This is a genomic window from Kribbella sp. NBC_00662 (genome assembly GCF_041430295.1).
In the GTDB taxonomy this organism is placed as follows: Bacteria; Actinomycetota; Actinomycetes; order Propionibacteriales; family Kribbellaceae; genus Kribbella.
Genome location: NZ_CP109029.1, coordinates 3,177,403 through 3,192,431, shown reverse-complemented (window position 1 = coordinate 3,192,431; position 15,029 = coordinate 3,177,403). Strand labels below are relative to the sequence as shown.

Genomic DNA, 15,029 nt, shown 5'->3' with positions numbered 1-15,029 from the left:
TGAAGTGAGCGACCGGCTGATCGGGGGCCGCTACTCATTGGGGGAACCGCTCGGCTCGGGCGGCATGGGCTCGGTTTGGCGTGCCCATGATCAGCAACTCGACCGCGTGGTCGCGCTGAAGCGTGCGCACCCCGGAGTGGACGACCCGGACGGACGCCGGCTGCGCCGCGAGGCACGGACCGGCGCCCGGCTCCACGATCCGCACGTGGTGACGATCTTCGACGTGGTCTCCGACGGCGACGAGCACTGGCTGGTGCTGGAGTACCTGCCCTCGCGCGGTCTCGACGAGCTGGGCAAGCTCCTACCCGATCAGGTCGCGCGGATCGGCGTACAGATCGCCTACGCACTGCAGGCGGTGCACGCGGCCGGCATCATCCATCGCGACCTCAAGCCGGCCAACATCCTGGTGACCTCGGACGGTACGGCGAAGCTCGCGGATTTCGGGATCTCCCGCCGGATGTGGGCGGAGGCGACGCTGACCGACAGTTCGACCGTCGGTACGCCGGCCCACCTCGCCCCGGAAGTGGCCAACGGCAACGAACCTACGACTGCCTCCGACGTGTTCTCGCTCGGTGCGGCGCTCTACACCGCACTCGAAGGCCACTCGCCCTTCGGCACAGACCCCAATCCCTTGGTGGTACTGCGACGCGCAGCCCGCGGCGAACTCGAGCCACTACGCCGCGGTGGCGAGCTGACGCCGTTGATCAACCGGATGCTCGCCGTCGATCCGCGGGACCGGCCTTCGGTCGCCGAGGTGGTCCGGGAGCTCGGCGGTACTGCGATGGCCCCCGCCAAGACACGCAGGCGCTGGACGATCCCGGCGACGGCGGCCGGCGTCGCGGTTCTCGTCGTACTGGGTGTGCTGATCGGGCGCGCGCTGTCGGGACCGTCGGAGCCATCGGGATCACCGGACCCCTCAGCTGCATCGACGACGCCGACGACCTCGACGCCGACGGGAGCCGCCTCATCGGCAGCCGGCCCGGTCGGGGACCCGATGACGGTCGATCCGTGCGCGTTGATCGACGAGAAGTCGCTGAGCCGGTTCGGGCAGACCACGCTGGACCCGGCGTACGGGAACTTCGACCGGTGCGACGTGGTGGTGACGGGTACGGGCGACCAGGAGGTCGATGTCCGGGCGGAGCTGAATCTGCCCTACACCGAGTCGCCCCGAGGTGAGGTGCAGAAGTTCACCGGCAATCTGCGCACTGTCACGCGGGTGAAGTCCGGCGGTGACGACTGCGAGCGGGTGCTGGTGCTGTCCGACCGCACGCAGATCCAGGTGGAGGCGCGGCACACGGACGGCTCCGGGATGGACGTGTGCGCGATGGCGGAAGCCGTTACGCAGAAGGCGATCGGCGTACTGCAGGCCGGTCCGATTCCGCGGCGTACCGAACCTCTGCCGGCCACGTCGCTGGCGCAGGTCAACGCGTGCACGTTGCTGGACAACAAGGCACTCGAGCTGATCCCTGGTGTCGACGCGACGCATCCGGACACGTCGTTCGGGAACTGGTCGTGCGGTTGGGAGAGCACGACCAGTGACCTGTCGGTGGACCTGTACTTCGACCGGAACCAGCCGCTCGACGCGTCGGACGGCCAGCCGATCACGGTCGGCGGGCGGTCCGCGTTCTTGTCGAACGAGAACGACGGTCCGAAGACCTGCGCGGTAGTGATCGTCTACCGGACGTACGTCGAGTCGAACGGGCAGGATGCGGTCGAGCTGGTGACGATGTCCGTCGGTGGTTCGGCGAAGCCCGCCTCGCTGTGCGGCCTGGCGACAAAGCTCGCCCAGGCAGCCGTCGTAAAGCTGCCGAAGGTCTGAGATGGAACCGATCCGGAGTCTCCCGCAAGGTCAGGCCAGCCTGGCAGGCGGCGTACCTGATGCTCAGCCGGGCACGATGTTCGTGCTCAGTGTCGGCGGCGGCCTCACTGTCGATCCTGGACCGCATCGGACGATTCTGTTCGGGCGGAACCGGCCTGAGGTCCATGTGTGCGTCGGTGAGGACGATCCGCGAGTCAGCCGGATGCACGGGTCGATCAGCTACCGGTCCGGGCAATGGTGGGTCGCGGTGACCGGACGGCTGCCCGTGCGGTTCCCGCGTCAGCAGACACTGTTCGCAGGCGAGGACCCGATGCCACTCGCGGCCGGGTACACGCCGCTCTTCGTCCAGGGCTCCAGCGGTCGAGAGCACCTGCTGGAGGTGTACGTCGTCGGCGACAGTGGCACGCGCCCGGTACTGCGGCCACGCGACCCCACGCATCCGCCGCGCATCTGGCCACTGTCTCCGGCGGAGAAGCTGGCGCTGACTGTTGTCGGCCAGCGCTACCTCCTACACGACCTGCACCCACTCCCCCTGTCCTGGCGACAGGCGGCGGACCAGTTGGCCGAGCTACAACCAACAGAAGGCTGGACCGCCAAGCGAGTCGAGCACCTGGTCTCGAACGTCCGCACTCGCCTGTCTCGCGACGGCGTCCCCGGCCTGACCCGAGAAGAGGTCGGGGAGCACGTCGGCAACGCCTTGAACGACAACCTGTTCCGAGTCCTACTCCTGACAACCACCCTGGTCCCAGCAGACCTCGCAGTACTCGACGACTGACCTCGGGAGGGGTCCCGAGCACCCGGACTTACCGTCCGACCATGCTCAAACAAAACACCCGAGACAACGCCATCAACGTCCCGCTCTGAAAAGCTCGCGCCATGTCGTCGGTGACTGGTTGTACGTGCGTTTGAAGGCGACGCTGAAGGCGAAGGGGTCTTCGTAGCCGACCTGGCGGGCGACGGTCGCGATCGTGGCGGTGGTCGTGCGGAGGAGGTCGGCGGCCAGCGTCATGCGCCAAGCGGTGAGGTAGGTGAGCGGCGGCTGGCCTACCAGCTTCGTGAAGCGGGCAGCGAAGGTGGCGCGGGAGAGGCCGGCCTTGGCGGCGAGTTCTGCGACCGACCAGCGGTGTGCTGGGTCCTCGTGGAGATGGCGGAGCGCGTCGCCGATCCCGGGCGCACTCAGAGCCTGGTACCAGGACGGCAGCTCCGAGCTCGCACACCAGGCGCGTAGCGCGAGCACCAGGACGAAGTCGAGCAGCCTGCGCAGTACGGCGTCCTGTCCTGGCTCCTCGCGGGCCACCTCAGTGGTCAGCAGGTCCAACGCCGGACGGGTCTGCGGCGTGGCCGAGACGACTGCCAACGGAGGCAGTAGCGCGAGCACCCGCCGGCCGACGTCACCGCGCAGGTCGTACGCGCCACGAACCATGGTCGTCGCACCGGGCAGCCCGTCGCCGTACGTCCGCGGGGCGAGGTACTCACCTCGCCACTCCACCGGATCGCCGTTGACCGAGTACTTCTGTCCGCCGCGGATCACGTAGTACGCCGGTGTCGCCGGATCGTCCGCGATCGTGTAGCTGTCGACTCCCGTGATCAGCGCGATGTCGCCGGCAGCCAGCATCGTCGGTTCGCCGTCGTCCAGCCGGAGACATGCGCTGCCGCCGAGCGTGGCGACGACCGACAACGACGGCACGTCGGCGTACGTCACGGACCACGGCCCGCGCGCGATGATCTGCCGGACCAGGGCATCCGACGCCTGCGCCCGCTGCAACAGATCGCTGAGGACATCCACTCGTCCAAGCTAGACGATCACAAATGGATCGGCGACGATCTCCCATGGATCGTCCGCACGGACTGCAGTTGGCTTGAGCGCATGACCAAGTACCTCGTCCTCGGCGGTACCGGCACCACCGGCCGCCGCATTGCCGACCGCCTCCGTTCCGCCGGCCACGACGTCCGTACGGCGTCGCGCACCGGCAGCGACGTACGGCTCGATCTCGACGACCCGTCCACCTGGGCGCCGGCCCTCGACGGCATCACCGCCGCGTATCTGGTGGAGCCCACAGTCCGCCCCGGCGACCGCCTGGCACGGTTCACGGAGCTGGCGCTCGCGTCCGGCGTACGACGGCTTGTCCTGTTATCGGCGTCCCGCGCATCGGACCCAGATCATCCGCTGCACGCCGTCGAACAGACGGTCCGCGGTTGCGATGCCGAGTGGACGATCCTGCACCCCAACTGGTTCGCGCAGAACTTCACCGAAGGCCCGTGGAAGAACGCGGTCCGCTCCGGCACTCTCGCCCTCCCGGCCGGTGACGGCCGTACGCCGTTCATCGACGCCGACGACATCGCGGACGTAGCCGTTGCCGCTCTCACCACCGCCGACCACAACGGCCGGACCTACGACCTGACCGGCCCTGAGGCCATCACATTCACCGAAGCCGCCGACCAACTGACCGAGGCCGGCATCCGCGTCGAGTACGTCGCCCTGTCACCGGCCGAGTACACCGAACAGCAAGTAGCACAAGGCATTCCGCGCCCCGGTGCCGAACTTCTCGCCGACGTACTGACCTCGATCGCCAACGGCCACGGCGGCGAACCGACCGCCGATGTCGAACAGGCGCTGGGCCGACCGGCCCGTACTTTCAAGGCATTCGCCCACGATCAGGATCCAACAAGCAGTTGAGCTGTTCGCTTCGGGTTATCCAGCTGATAACCATGCGGCGTATTATCCGCCCGTGACGTTGCGACGCGGGGAGTTGGCGACGGCCGCGCGGACGCTTGTGGATGTGCTTGAAGAGACCGCCAACAGGTACGCCGACGAGCCGGCGCTCGATGACGGCAGCGTCAGCCTCAGCTATCGCGAACTGCTGCAGCAGACGACCAAGTTCGCCAACCGCCTGACCGCCGCCGGAATCGGTCCGGGCGACCGCGTCGGGATCCGGATCTCGTCCGGTCACAACGATCTGTACGTAGCGATTCTCGGCACGCTCCAGGCCGGCGCGGCGTACGTCCCGGTGGACGCGGACGACCCGGAAGAACGCGCCGAGCTGGTGTTCGGTGAAGCAGCGGTGGCGGCCACCGTCGGCGACGAGCTCGAGCTGACGGTGACCCGCCCGCAGCAGCAACCGATCCTCGACAACGACGCTGCGAACGGCGCCTTCGACTACCCGTACTCCGCCCGCATGGACGCCACGACCGCGACCGACGCCCCACGCGGTTCGGGCGGTCCGGAGACGACCGACGACGCGTGGATCATCTTCACCTCGGGCTCGACCGGCGTACCGAAGGGCGTCGCCGTCACCCACCGCTCGGCCGCCGCGTTCGTGGACGCCGAGGCGCGTCTCTTCCTGCAGCAGGAGCCGATCGGGCCGGACGACCGCGTCCTGGCCGGCCTGTCCGTCGCGTTCGACGCGTCCTGCGAGGAGATGTGGCTGGCCTGGCGGCACGGTGCCTGCCTCGTCCCGGCCCCGCGTTCGCTCGTCCGGACCGGTATGGACCTCGGTCCGTGGTTAGTTGCCCAAGGCATCACTATCGTCTCGACCGTGCCGACGCTGGCGGCGCTGTGGCCACCGGACGCGCTGGACCAGGTGCGGCTGCTGATCTTCGGCGGCGAGGCGTGCCCGCCCGAGCTGGCCGAGCGGCTCGCGGTCGACGGCCGCGAGGTCTGGAACACGTACGGCCCGACCGAGGCGACCGTCGTCGCCTGCGCCGCGCAGCTCACCGGCGAAGGCCCGGTCCGGATCGGTTTGCCGTTGGACGGTTGGGATCTCGCGGTAGTAGATGCCGCAGGCAACGAAGTCGCGGACGGTGAGATCGGCGAACTGATCATCGGCGGTGTCGGCCTGGCCCGGTACCTCGACCCGGTCAAGGACGCCGAGAAGTTTGCCCCGATGCCGACGCTCGGCTGGGAGCGCGCGTACCGCAGCGGCGACCTGGTCAAGTCAGATCCGTTGGGCCTGTTGTTCCAGGGCCGTGCGGACGAGCAGGTCAAGCTCGGCGGCCGTCGCATCGAGCTCGGCGAGGTCGACGCCGCTCTGCAGGCGCTCCCGGGGATCACCGGCGCCGCGGCCGCCGTACGCAACAGCGCGGCCGGCAATCAGCTCCTCGTCGGGTACGTCGTACCCGAGGATCCGGCGTCCTTCGACAACGCCAAGGCGACCGAGCGGCTGCGGGAAGCGCTGCCCGCCGCGCTGGTGCCGTTGCTCGCCGTCGTCGACACGCTGCCGACCAGGACGTCAGGCAAGGTCGACCGCAACGCACTCCCCTGGCCGCTGCCCGGTATGGATACCGACGGTCCGGCCGCCGAACTGACCGGCACTGCGGGCTGGCTGGCCGAACGCTGGACCAAGGTCCTCGGCGCCAAGGTCACCGGCGACGACAACGACTTCTTCCTGCACGGCGGCGGCAGCCTCGCGGCCGCGCAACTGGTCTCGGCGCTGCGGGAGAAGTTCCCGGAAGTCACCGTCGGCGACATCTACGAGTACCCGCGGCTCGGCGCGCTCGCCGAACGGCTCGACGAGTTCCGGCCGGCCGCGCTGGAGCCGGTCGAGATCCGCGACATCCGGCCGACGCCGAAGAGCACCCAACTCCTGCAGACCGCGCTGACGCTGATCCTCCAGACCGTCGTCGGCGTCCGCTGGCTGGTGTACGTCTTCACGCTGAACAACCTGCTCGCCGAGCTGATCGAACCGCTGCCGTGGGCGCGGACCGTGTCGTGGTGGTGGATCCTGGTCGGCTGGCTGATCCTGATCAGCCCCGCCGGCCGGATGGGCATCGCGGTGCTCGGTGCCCGGATCCTGCTGCGCGGCCTGAAGCCCGGGACGTATCCACGCGGTGGCACCGTCCACGTCCGGCTCTGGGCCGCAGAGAACCTTGCCGACGCCGCCGGCGCGGCCAACCTCGCCGGCGCACCCTGGATCGCGTACTACGCCCGCGCTCTCGGAGCCAAGGTCGGCCGCGGCGTCGACCTGCACACGCTTCCGCCGGTGACCGGCATGCTCACGATGGGCCGCGGCGCGTCCGTCGAGCCCGAGGTCGACCTGGCCGGCTACTGGATCGACGGCGACCGGCTGCACGTCGGCCCGGTGACCGTCGGCGCGGAGGCCGTGGTCGGCTCCCGCAGCACGCTGCTTCCGGGTGCGGAGATCGGCCGGAACGCCGAGATCATGGCCGGGTCGGCCGTCTCCGGCAAGGTGCCCGCGAACGAGCGCTGGTCCGGCTCGCCCGCGGCCCGGATCGGTCGCGCCCGGCACCCGTGGCCGGATCATCGGCCCGCCCGCGCGCCGTGGTGGGTCGCGGCGTACGGCGCCCAGTCCGCGATCATGTCCTTGATCCCGGTGGCGGCCGCGGCGGCGGCACTCGTCGTACTCGGACAGTATGTGAAGGGCACGCAGACCCTCGGCGACGCGGCGCTCGAGGCGCTGGCCGCGATCCCGCTGATGACGCTCGTCGGCTTCGCGACGATGGCGGTCCTGACACTGATCGGCGTACGGCTGCTCGGCATCGGGATCAAGCCCGGCCACTATCCGGTCCGCAGCCGGATCGGGTGGCAGGTCTGGGCGACCGAGCGGCTGCTCGACTCGGCTCGCACGTTGCTCTTCCCGTTGTACGCGAGCCTGTTGACGCCGTGGTGGCTGCGGGCGCTCGGCGCGAAGGTCGGCCGCGATGTCGAGGCCTCGACCGTGTTGCTGCTCCCGAAGATGACGACGGTCGGCGAAGGCGCGTTCCTCGCCGACGACACGATGATCGCGTCGTACGAGCTCGGCGGCGGCTGGCTGCACGTCGCCGGTGCGAAGGTCGGCAAGCGCGCGTTCCTCGGCAACTCCGGCATGACTGCACCAGGCCGGAGCGTGCCGAAGAACGGCCTGGTCGCCGTCCTGTCCGCGGCCCCGAAGAAATCCAAGGCCGGTACGTCGTGGCTCGGCTCGCCGCCGGTGAAGCTCCGTCGGCAGGCCGTTGCCGGCGACCAGAGCAGGACGTTCAACCCGCCGTACAAGCTGAAGGTCGCGCGGGCACTCGTCGAGCTGTGCCGCTTCGTCCCGATGATGTGCACGGTGCTGATCGCGCTCGGGGTGCTGTTCGCGCTGCAGGCGCTCGACATCTGGCTCGGCCCGCTGGCGACGCTGCTGCTGTCCGGCGCGGTGATCCTCACCGCCGGCGCGGTCGCGGGCGGAATGGCTACGGTCGCCAAGTGGCTGATCGTGGGCCGGACGCGCGCGGTCGAGTACCCGCTGTGGAGCTCGTTCGTCTGGCGCAACGAGGTGGTCGACAGCTTCGTCGAGCTGGTCGCGGCGCCGTGGTTCGCGAACGCCGCCGCCGGTACGCCGGTGCTCAACCTGTGGCTCAGGTCACTCGGCGCCAAGATCGGCAAGGGCGTCTGGTGCGAGACGTACTGGTTGCCGGAGGCAGATCTGGTCACCCTGGGCGACGGTGCCACGGTGAATCGCGGCTGCGTGCTGCAGACGCACCTTTTTCATGATCGAGTTCTCTCCATGAGCACAGTCACTTTCGGGCCCGGGGCAACCCTCGGGCCGCACGGCATCGTCCTCCCGGCCGCGAGCGTAGGAGCAGGAGCTACCATCGGGCCGGTGTCTCTCGTGATGCGTGGTGAAGGTGTGCCGGCGGGTACGCGCTGGGCCGGGAACCCGATCGGTCCTTGGCAGGGCTGATGGTTGACCCTTATGTGCCCACCCATGGAAACGCCGGCTACAAGGTCGAGTCATATGACCTGGAGCTCGACTATCGGGTCAACAGCAACCGCCTGAACGGCAAGGCAACGATCACGGCGTTCGCCACCCAGGCGTTGTCCCGGTTCAGCTTCGACCTCTCCGGTCTGCGCGCGTCGAAGGTGCTGGTGAACGGCCGCCGCCCGCAGCGATTCAGCCAGCGCGCCGGCAAGCTCTACATCACCTCGAACCTGCCCGACGGCGCCGAGTTCACCGTCGACATCCAGTACGGCGGGAACCCGAGGCCCGAGGACAGCCCGTGGGGCGAGCTCGGCTGGGAGGAGCTCACCGAGGGCGTGATCGTCGCCAGTCAGCCCAGCGGTGCGGCCACCTGGTTCCCGTGCAACGACCATCCCGGCGACAAGGCCCATTACCGGATCTCGATCACCACGGATTCGCCGTACCGGGTCGTCGCGAACGGCCGGCTGGTGTCACGCCGGGTCAAGGCGAGTCGGACCACGTGGGTGTTCGACCAGGCCGCCCCGATGGCGACGTACCTCGCGACCGTGCAGATCGGGGCGTACGACGAAGTGGGCCTGGCGACGTCGCCCGTGACGACGCGGGGCGTGCTGCCGGGTCGGCTGATCCGCGAGTTCCGGAACGACTTCGGGCGGCAGCAGGACATGATGAAGCTGTTCTGCCGGCAGTTCGGGCCGTACCCGTTCGGCGGGTACGCGGTCGTGGTGACCGACGACCCGCTCGAGATCCCGCTCGAGGCGCAGGGCATCTCGGTATTCGGCAGCAACCACGTCGACGGGCGGCGCGGGTCGGAGCGGCTGGTCGCCCACGAGCTGGCGCACCAGTGGTTCGGCAACAGCCTGACGCCGGCGAGCTGGCAGCACATCTGGCTGAACGAAGGCTTCGCCTGCTACGCGGAGTGGTTGTGGTCCGAGGAGTCGCGCGGCCTCAGCGCCGACCAGCAGGTCGCCAAGGCACACTCGCGGCTGAAGAGCCTGCCGCAGGACCTGCTGCTGTCGGATCCCGGCCCGGAGCTGATGTTCGACGACCGGCTCTACAAGCGCGGCGCGATCACCCTGCACGTACTGCGTAAGCACCTCGGCGACGAGGCCTTCTTCGAACTCCTGCACACCTGGACCAAGGTGCATCGGCACGGCTCGGTCACCACCACCGAGTTCACCGCGCTGGCGACGACCTTCAGCCCCGACGAAGAAGCCCTCCGCCACCTGTTCGCCGCCTGGCTCGACTCCTACGAGCTACCACCCCTACCCCGGAGGCGGTAGCGGGTGCGGATCGGGATGGAGTTCTTCGGTGGGATGGTGGCGATCATCGCGATCGTGATCGTCGCCGGGCGTCATCTCCGGCGGCCGGGATCGCCGAAGGGGCCGACCTGGCATCACATCGTCCTGGGCTGGGTGCTGCTGGTCGCGGCCGGCGCGCTGTACACGTTCCCGCCACACGACATCGTGCTGTCGGGGCTCGTGCTGGTCCTCGGCGTCGGCTTCCTGGTGATGGGCATCGCAACGCTGGGCGGCGGCAACTTCGGGTACTTCGGCGCGCTGGCCGGCGGACTCGCCGCCGTACCGTTCGTGATGACGCCGACGCCGGTCGTGCTCTCCCAGGTCGGTACGACGATCACCTGCCACGTCCGCGGGTACGACGGCGACCCGGTCTACGAGTTCACCGCGGACTGCCCGAACGGCCACAGCTACGACTTCACCAAACACGGCTCGCACGAATTCCCCGGCGGCAAGGTGCCGGTCATCCTCGACAAGCACGGCGTGCTGCAGCCCGAGTTCGTCGGCGAGGAGAATGTGACCGCGGACCTCGTCGGCGGCATCCTCTGCCTACTCGTTGCCGCCGGCATCATCGCGGCCGCGGCCGTCCACAACCGCCGCCTGCACGGCAACGTCCGCCATGTCGTGAAACCGGGCTTCAGCTCCGGTCCTTGACCTGACGGGCCACCTCGGCGGCGGCCTTCACGAAGCGTTCGGTCAGGGGCGTCCTGGTCGCCCAGGCCGTGCCGGTCCACCAGGTCGCCGCGCGTCCGGGGAGCGGTACCAGCCGGACCTCGGGCGGCGCGATCCGCTCGGCAGACTGCGGTACGACGGAAGGACCCGCGCCGGCCGCGGTCAGGGCGAGCACGGTCTGCAGATCACCGGCTTCCTGAAGTACTTGTGGATGGCAACCAAGCTCGGCGTACAGGTTGTTGATCTGTGCCGTCAGCCCCGGGCCGCGCGACGGCGTGAGCCGGATCAGCGGGCGGGCGTCGATCCAGCTGATCAGGTCGCGCGGAAGTTCCTGCCCGGCCGGGACCGCGAGCGTGAGCCGATCCCGTCGTAACCGAAGGTGTTCGAGACCGGCCGGCACCGGCAGCCGGACGAACCCGATCTGCAGACTCCCGGCCAGCAGCCGCTCACACTGCAGCGACGACGGCATGTCCTCGAGTGAGATCGTCACTCCCGGCCACCGGCTCCGGAACAGCGCGACGGCCTTCGGGGCCAGCTCGATGCCGGACAATCCGAACCCGATCGCCAGCGATCCCTCCACCCCGGACGAGACCTGCGCGGCCCGTCGTTCGAAGGCTTCCGACCGGTCCAGCAACTCCAGAGCGTCAGGAAGCAGCAGCTCCCCGGCCGGGGTCAGCCGGGCGCCGTGCCGCCCCCGGCTGAACAGCACCGAACCGACCCGACGCTCCAGCACCTGGATCTGCTTGGTCAGCGCCGGCTGGCTGGTCGACAGCTCCTCCGCCGCGGCACCGAAGTTCCGCAGCCTGGCCACCGTGACGAACGCCCGGAGCAGACGGAGATCCATAACTTCAGGATATGGAATCTCCGCAAACAGCTATTGGACGTCATAGACCGATCGGCGTTTCGATGGTCGTATGACGTCCTTCCGCGCCGCCGTCGTCCAGTTCGAGCCGACCCCCGACCAGCCGCCGATCAACCTCGCCACTGTCGATCGACTCGCCCGTACCGCGGTTGCCGACGGCGCCCGCCTGGTCGTGTTCCCGGAGATGTGTCTGCTCGGCTACTGGCATCTCCGGCGGCACGCGCCCGACCGGCTGCACGAGTTGGCCGAGCCGGCCGACGGTCCGCTGGTCAGCCAGATCCTTGCCCTCGCCAAGGAACTGGACGCCGGCATCGGCGTCGGGTTCCTGGAGGATGCCGATGGCACGCTCTTCAACGCGTACGCCGTCTGCCTGCCGGACGGGACCGTCCACGTGCACCGGAAGCTGCATGCGTTCGAGCATGAGCAGATCGCGAGCGGATCGTCGTACACGGTGTTCGACACGCCCTGGGGATTCCGGGCCGGCGTCCTGATCTGCTGGGACAACAACCTGGTCGAGAACGTCCGGATCACCGCATTGCTCGGTGCAACGGTCCTGATCGCGCCGCACCAGACCGGCGGGACGAACTCGCGCAGTCCGCACGGGATGAGGCCGATCCCGCTCGAGGTCTGGGACAGCGGCGACCAGGCGGCGATCGAGGAGGCGTTCAACGGGCCGAGCGGGCGGGGCTGGCTGATGCGGTGGCTGCCGGCACGGGCGCACGACAACGGAATGTTCCTGCTGTTCAGCAACGGTGTCGGGCGCGACGACGACGAACTCCGGACGGGGAACGCGATGATCCTCGACCCCTACGGGCGGATCGTCGCCGAGACTCCCGTGCCCGCCGACGCGGTGGTCGTTGCCGACCTCGATCTGGATTTGGTGCCCCTGGCAACAGGCCGCCGCTGGCTCCGCGGCCGGCGCCCCGAGCTCTACAGCCTACTCACCGAACGCCAAGGCAACGAGCTCGATCCCCGAGCGGCCCGCTTCTCCCCGGATCCGGTCGACTTTGGGCACCCATCAACCACGGACAGCCCCTGAAACCGGTTGGCCGGTACTCAAAGATCAGTAGATGAGGGCGGTCGCGAGGGCGACGATGCCTTCGGCGCGGCCCGGGAAGCCGAGGCCGTCGGTCGTTGCCGCGCTCACCGAGACCTCGGCATCGCAAGCGGCGGAGAGGACCTTCTCGGCCTCCTCGCGGCGGGCGCCGATTCTCGGGCGATTGCAGACGATCTGCACGGTGACGTTCCCGATCTCGAACCCGGCGGCCCGGACCCGGCGCGCGGCCTCGGCGACCAGCGCGACCCCGGCCGCACCGGCCCACTCGGGCTCGGCGGTCCCGAAGTTCGAACCCAGGTCACCCAACTTCGCTGCCGTGAGCAACGCAGTACAGATCGCGTGTGCGGCCGCGTCGCCGTCCGAATGACCTGACAGCCCGGCAGGCTCGTCCGGCCAGTGCAGACCGGCCAGCCACATCGGACGGCCGTCCTCCAACGGATGTACGTCGATACCGTTGCCGACTCGCGGGATCTTCACCCGAGCCGCCTCTCCGCCAGCAACGCCTCGGCCAGCAGCAGGTCCTGCGGGCGGGTCACCTTGAACGCATCGGGCGATCCCTCGACCGTCTGCACAATCACCCCGAGCCGCTCACACATCATCGCGTCGTCCGTCACGCCCGCGTCAGCGCCCGCGGCATGCGCGCGCCGCAGCACCTCGGGAGCGAACCCCTGCGGCGTCTGCACCGCGACCAACGTCGAACGGTCGGGCGTGTCGACAACCTCGCCGCCCGGCCCGACCCGCTTGATGGTGTCCGTCACCGGCACCACCGGTACGACGGCCTCCGCACCGGCCCGCACCGCCGCGACCACCCGCTCGATCGCATCGGCCGGAACGAACGCCCGCGCCGCGTCGTGCACCAGGATGCAGTCGATCCCGTCGACCGGGACCAACTCGAGGGCAGCCCGGACCGAATCCGGTCGCTCGGCCCCGCCGGCGACGACGAGCAGTGTCGCGTCCCCGACGTACGGCTCGAGCTCCTTGGAGACCGTCTCCTCGGCGCCCGGCGGTACGGCGACCACGAAACACGTGAGGTCGGCGGCGGTCGCTGCCTTCAGTCCACGCACCGCGTGGACCAGCAGCGAATCGCCACCGACCTCTCGAAATGCCTTCGGTGTCTGTCCACCGAGCCGCAGCCCTGACCCGGCCGCGGGAATCACGACCGCGCTACTCATTCAGAACTGCAACCTCAGGACGCGAGGACCTCATCGAGGATGGCCTCGGCCTTGTCCTCGTTGGTGTGCTCAGCCAGGGCCAGCTCGGAGACCAGGATCTGGCGAGCCTTCGCCAGCATCCGCTTCTCACCGGCGGACAGACCGCGGTCACGCTCACGGCGCCACAGGTCGCGGACGACCTCTGCCACCTTCAGCACGTCACCGGAGTGCAGCTTCTCCAGGTTCGCCTTGTAGCGGCGCGACCAGTTGGTCGGCTCCTCCGTGTGCGGTGCACGCAGCACGTCGAAGACGCGCTCCAGGCCGGCCTGATCCACGACGTCACGCACGCCGACAAGATCGAGGTTGCACGCGGGGACCCGGACGACCAGGTCGTTCTGAGCGACGATCCTCAAGACCAGATAGGTCTTGTCCTCACCTTTGATCTGACGGGTCTCGATGTCCTCGATGACGGCCGCTCCGTGATTGGGGTATACAACCGTCTCGCCGACTGTGAAAGTCATGTGTGAAGTGCCCCTTTCCAAGACCTATCCTACCACGCAGTCGGTGGTCCGGTTCTGGCGTTTGCGCTGGTCAGGGCCCACTTCTCGCCTTGACAAACGCTGTTTCGCGTGCCTCGTACGCGCGCGAGCCGTTGCCTGGTACACCGGTTCCGGGCATCCCGCCGTCAGGGCCGGGGCGCCCGAGGGCTACGCTTTGGGGCGCCGGAGGCGGCCGCCTGACGGCGTCACGAACTGTCCACGACAGTGTCGAATCAGCTTGCACGAGAGGGATTCCAGTGCCGATCACGTTGTCCTCGCGGTTCGCCCGGCGTACTGCGCTGGCGAGTGCCGCCGCCACTCTCAGTATCGCGCTGGCGGCGTGCAGCGCGAGCTTCGATGCGCCGACCCTGCAGCCGTACCAGGCCGCCGAGGGCACGAACTTCGAGTCCGGCCAGCTCAAGGTCCGCAACATGCTGGTGCTGGCGGATGCCGACGGCAAGGGCGAACTGCACAGCGTGATCGTCAACGACGGTGACGACGCGGACACGCTGGTCGGCATCGAGCAGGCCGCGCCCGGCACGCAGGACGGCCAGGCGGGCGCCGACCAGCCGACCGACGTCAAGTTCGAGGGGCTCACCGAGCCGATCGAGCTGGCGCCGCACACCGCGCTCCGGCTGCCGGGCACCGACACGCCGCCGATCGCCGAGGCCGGGGCCACGCCTAGCGCGACGCCCTCCGAGACCCCGTCCGCGACTCCGACCGACACCCCGTCGGCCCCGTCCCCGGGCGCCGAGGACGCCGGTCCGGCGATCATCGTCACCGGCGCGAAGCCGGGCCAGATGGTCAACGTGACGATCACGTTCGGCAATGCGGCGCCGGTCTCGGCGTACGTTCCCGTCCTCACCGACGACCACTACTCCCCCTCCCCGGTGGGTAACGAGTAGTCACCGAGACAACCGAACGGGCCGCCCCGGCGCGGGACGGCCCGTTCGT

The 15,029-nt window shown here is 69.2% G+C and carries 13 protein-coding genes; 8 read left to right on the top strand and 5 right to left on the bottom strand.

Features of this window, described 5'->3' with window-relative positions; all coding sequences use genetic code 11:
- The first annotated feature begins 4 nt into the window (after positions 1–4).
- Together OHA10_RS16190 and OHA10_RS16185 are read left to right on the top strand one after the other, a co-directional pair.
- Complete coding sequence (locus OHA10_RS16190) at positions 5–1,819, top strand: protein kinase (protein ID WP_371407029.1); 1,815 nt, start codon at positions 5–7, stop codon at positions 1,817–1,819.
- Between the two features lies 1 nt (position 1,820).
- On the top strand, positions 1,821–2,594 hold the full coding sequence (locus tag OHA10_RS16185; RefSeq protein ID WP_371407028.1) for an FHA domain-containing protein: 774 nt from the start codon (positions 1,821–1,823) through the stop codon (positions 2,592–2,594).
- Positions 2,595–2,666: 72 nt separating this feature from the next.
- On the opposite strand, the gene OHA10_RS16180 is transcribed toward OHA10_RS16185, so the two are convergent.
- Complete coding sequence (locus tag OHA10_RS16180) at positions 2,667–3,605, bottom strand: AraC family transcriptional regulator (RefSeq protein WP_371407027.1); 939 nt, start codon at positions 3,603–3,605, stop codon at positions 2,667–2,669.
- Between the two features lie 81 nt (positions 3,606–3,686).
- Between OHA10_RS16180 and OHA10_RS16175 the strand changes: the two genes are divergently transcribed.
- Genes OHA10_RS16175 through OHA10_RS16160 form a run of 4 tightly spaced genes read left to right on the top strand, consistent with a single transcriptional unit; the run spans position 3,687 to position 10,448 of the window.
- Positions 3,687–4,496: an NAD(P)H-binding protein gene (locus tag OHA10_RS16175; RefSeq protein WP_371407026.1), complete on the top strand. Its 810-nt coding sequence runs from the start codon at positions 3,687–3,689 to the stop codon at positions 4,494–4,496.
- 52 nt (positions 4,497–4,548) lie between these two features.
- Positions 4,549–8,481: a Pls/PosA family non-ribosomal peptide synthetase gene (locus OHA10_RS16170; protein WP_371407025.1), complete on the top strand. Its 3,933-nt coding sequence runs from the start codon at positions 4,549–4,551 to the stop codon at positions 8,479–8,481.
- Between the two features lie 14 nt (positions 8,482–8,495).
- On the top strand, positions 8,496–9,779 hold the full coding sequence (locus OHA10_RS16165) for a M1 family metallopeptidase (RefSeq protein ID WP_371407024.1): 1,284 nt from the start codon (positions 8,496–8,498) through the stop codon (positions 9,777–9,779).
- Between the two features lie 3 nt (positions 9,780–9,782).
- A complete protein-coding gene (locus OHA10_RS16160) occupies positions 9,783–10,448 on the top strand; it encodes a hypothetical protein (RefSeq protein WP_371407023.1) in 666 nt (221 codons plus the stop codon).
- On the opposite strand, the gene OHA10_RS16155 is transcribed toward OHA10_RS16160, so the two are convergent.
- Complete coding sequence (locus OHA10_RS16155) at positions 10,432–11,310, bottom strand: LysR family transcriptional regulator (RefSeq protein ID WP_371407022.1); 879 nt, start codon at positions 11,308–11,310, stop codon at positions 10,432–10,434. The two genes, OHA10_RS16160 and OHA10_RS16155, sit on opposite strands and share 17 nt — an antisense overlap.
- Positions 11,311–11,380: 70 nt before the next feature.
- On the opposite strand from OHA10_RS16155, the gene OHA10_RS16150 reads away from it, so the two are divergent.
- Complete coding sequence (locus OHA10_RS16150; RefSeq protein WP_371407021.1) at positions 11,381–12,367, top strand: nitrilase family protein; 987 nt, start codon at positions 11,381–11,383, stop codon at positions 12,365–12,367.
- Between the two features lie 24 nt (positions 12,368–12,391).
- Here the strand turns inward: OHA10_RS16150 and ispF are convergent, their stop codons facing one another.
- Genes ispF through OHA10_RS16135 form a run of 3 tightly spaced genes read right to left on the bottom strand, consistent with a single transcriptional unit; the run spans position 12,392 to position 14,057 of the window.
- A complete protein-coding gene (ispF, locus tag OHA10_RS16145) occupies positions 12,392–12,862 on the bottom strand; it encodes a 2-C-methyl-D-erythritol 2,4-cyclodiphosphate synthase (RefSeq protein ID WP_371407020.1) in 471 nt (156 codons plus the stop codon).
- A complete protein-coding gene (gene ispD / locus OHA10_RS16140) occupies positions 12,859–13,557 on the bottom strand; it encodes a 2-C-methyl-D-erythritol 4-phosphate cytidylyltransferase (RefSeq protein ID WP_371407019.1) in 699 nt (232 codons plus the stop codon). The genes ispF and ispD overlap by 4 nt, the downstream gene beginning before the upstream one ends.
- 14 nt (positions 13,558–13,571) lie before the next feature.
- A complete protein-coding gene (locus OHA10_RS16135; protein ID WP_130446326.1) occupies positions 13,572–14,057 on the bottom strand; it encodes a CarD family transcriptional regulator in 486 nt (161 codons plus the stop codon).
- Positions 14,058–14,332: 275 nt separating this feature from the next.
- Between OHA10_RS16135 and OHA10_RS16130 the strand changes: the two genes are divergently transcribed.
- Entirely contained in the window at positions 14,333–14,980 is a 648-nt protein-coding gene (locus OHA10_RS16130) for a hypothetical protein (protein WP_371407018.1), read from the top strand.
- Positions 14,981–15,029 lie beyond the last annotated feature (49 nt).

Excerpts from the sequence above, each read along its gene's own strand:
- OHA10_RS16135 (WP_130446326.1), bottom strand. The coding sequence starts at position 14,057 with ATGACTTTCACAGTCGGCGAGACGGTTGTATACCCCAATCACGGAGCG.
- OHA10_RS16150 (WP_371407021.1), top strand. The coding sequence starts at position 11,381 with ATGACGTCCTTCCGCGCCGCCGTCGTCCAGTTCGAGCCGACCCCCGAC.
- OHA10_RS16155 (WP_371407022.1), bottom strand. The coding sequence starts at position 11,310 with ATGGATCTCCGTCTGCTCCGGGCGTTCGTCACGGTGGCCAGGCTGCGG.
- OHA10_RS16175 (WP_371407026.1), top strand. The coding sequence starts at position 3,687 with ATGACCAAGTACCTCGTCCTCGGCGGTACCGGCACCACCGGCCGCCGC.
- OHA10_RS16185 (WP_371407028.1), top strand. The coding sequence starts at position 1,821 with ATGGAACCGATCCGGAGTCTCCCGCAAGGTCAGGCCAGCCTGGCAGGC.
- ispD (WP_371407019.1), bottom strand. The coding sequence starts at position 13,557 with ATGAGTAGCGCGGTCGTGATTCCCGCGGCCGGGTCAGGGCTGCGGCTC.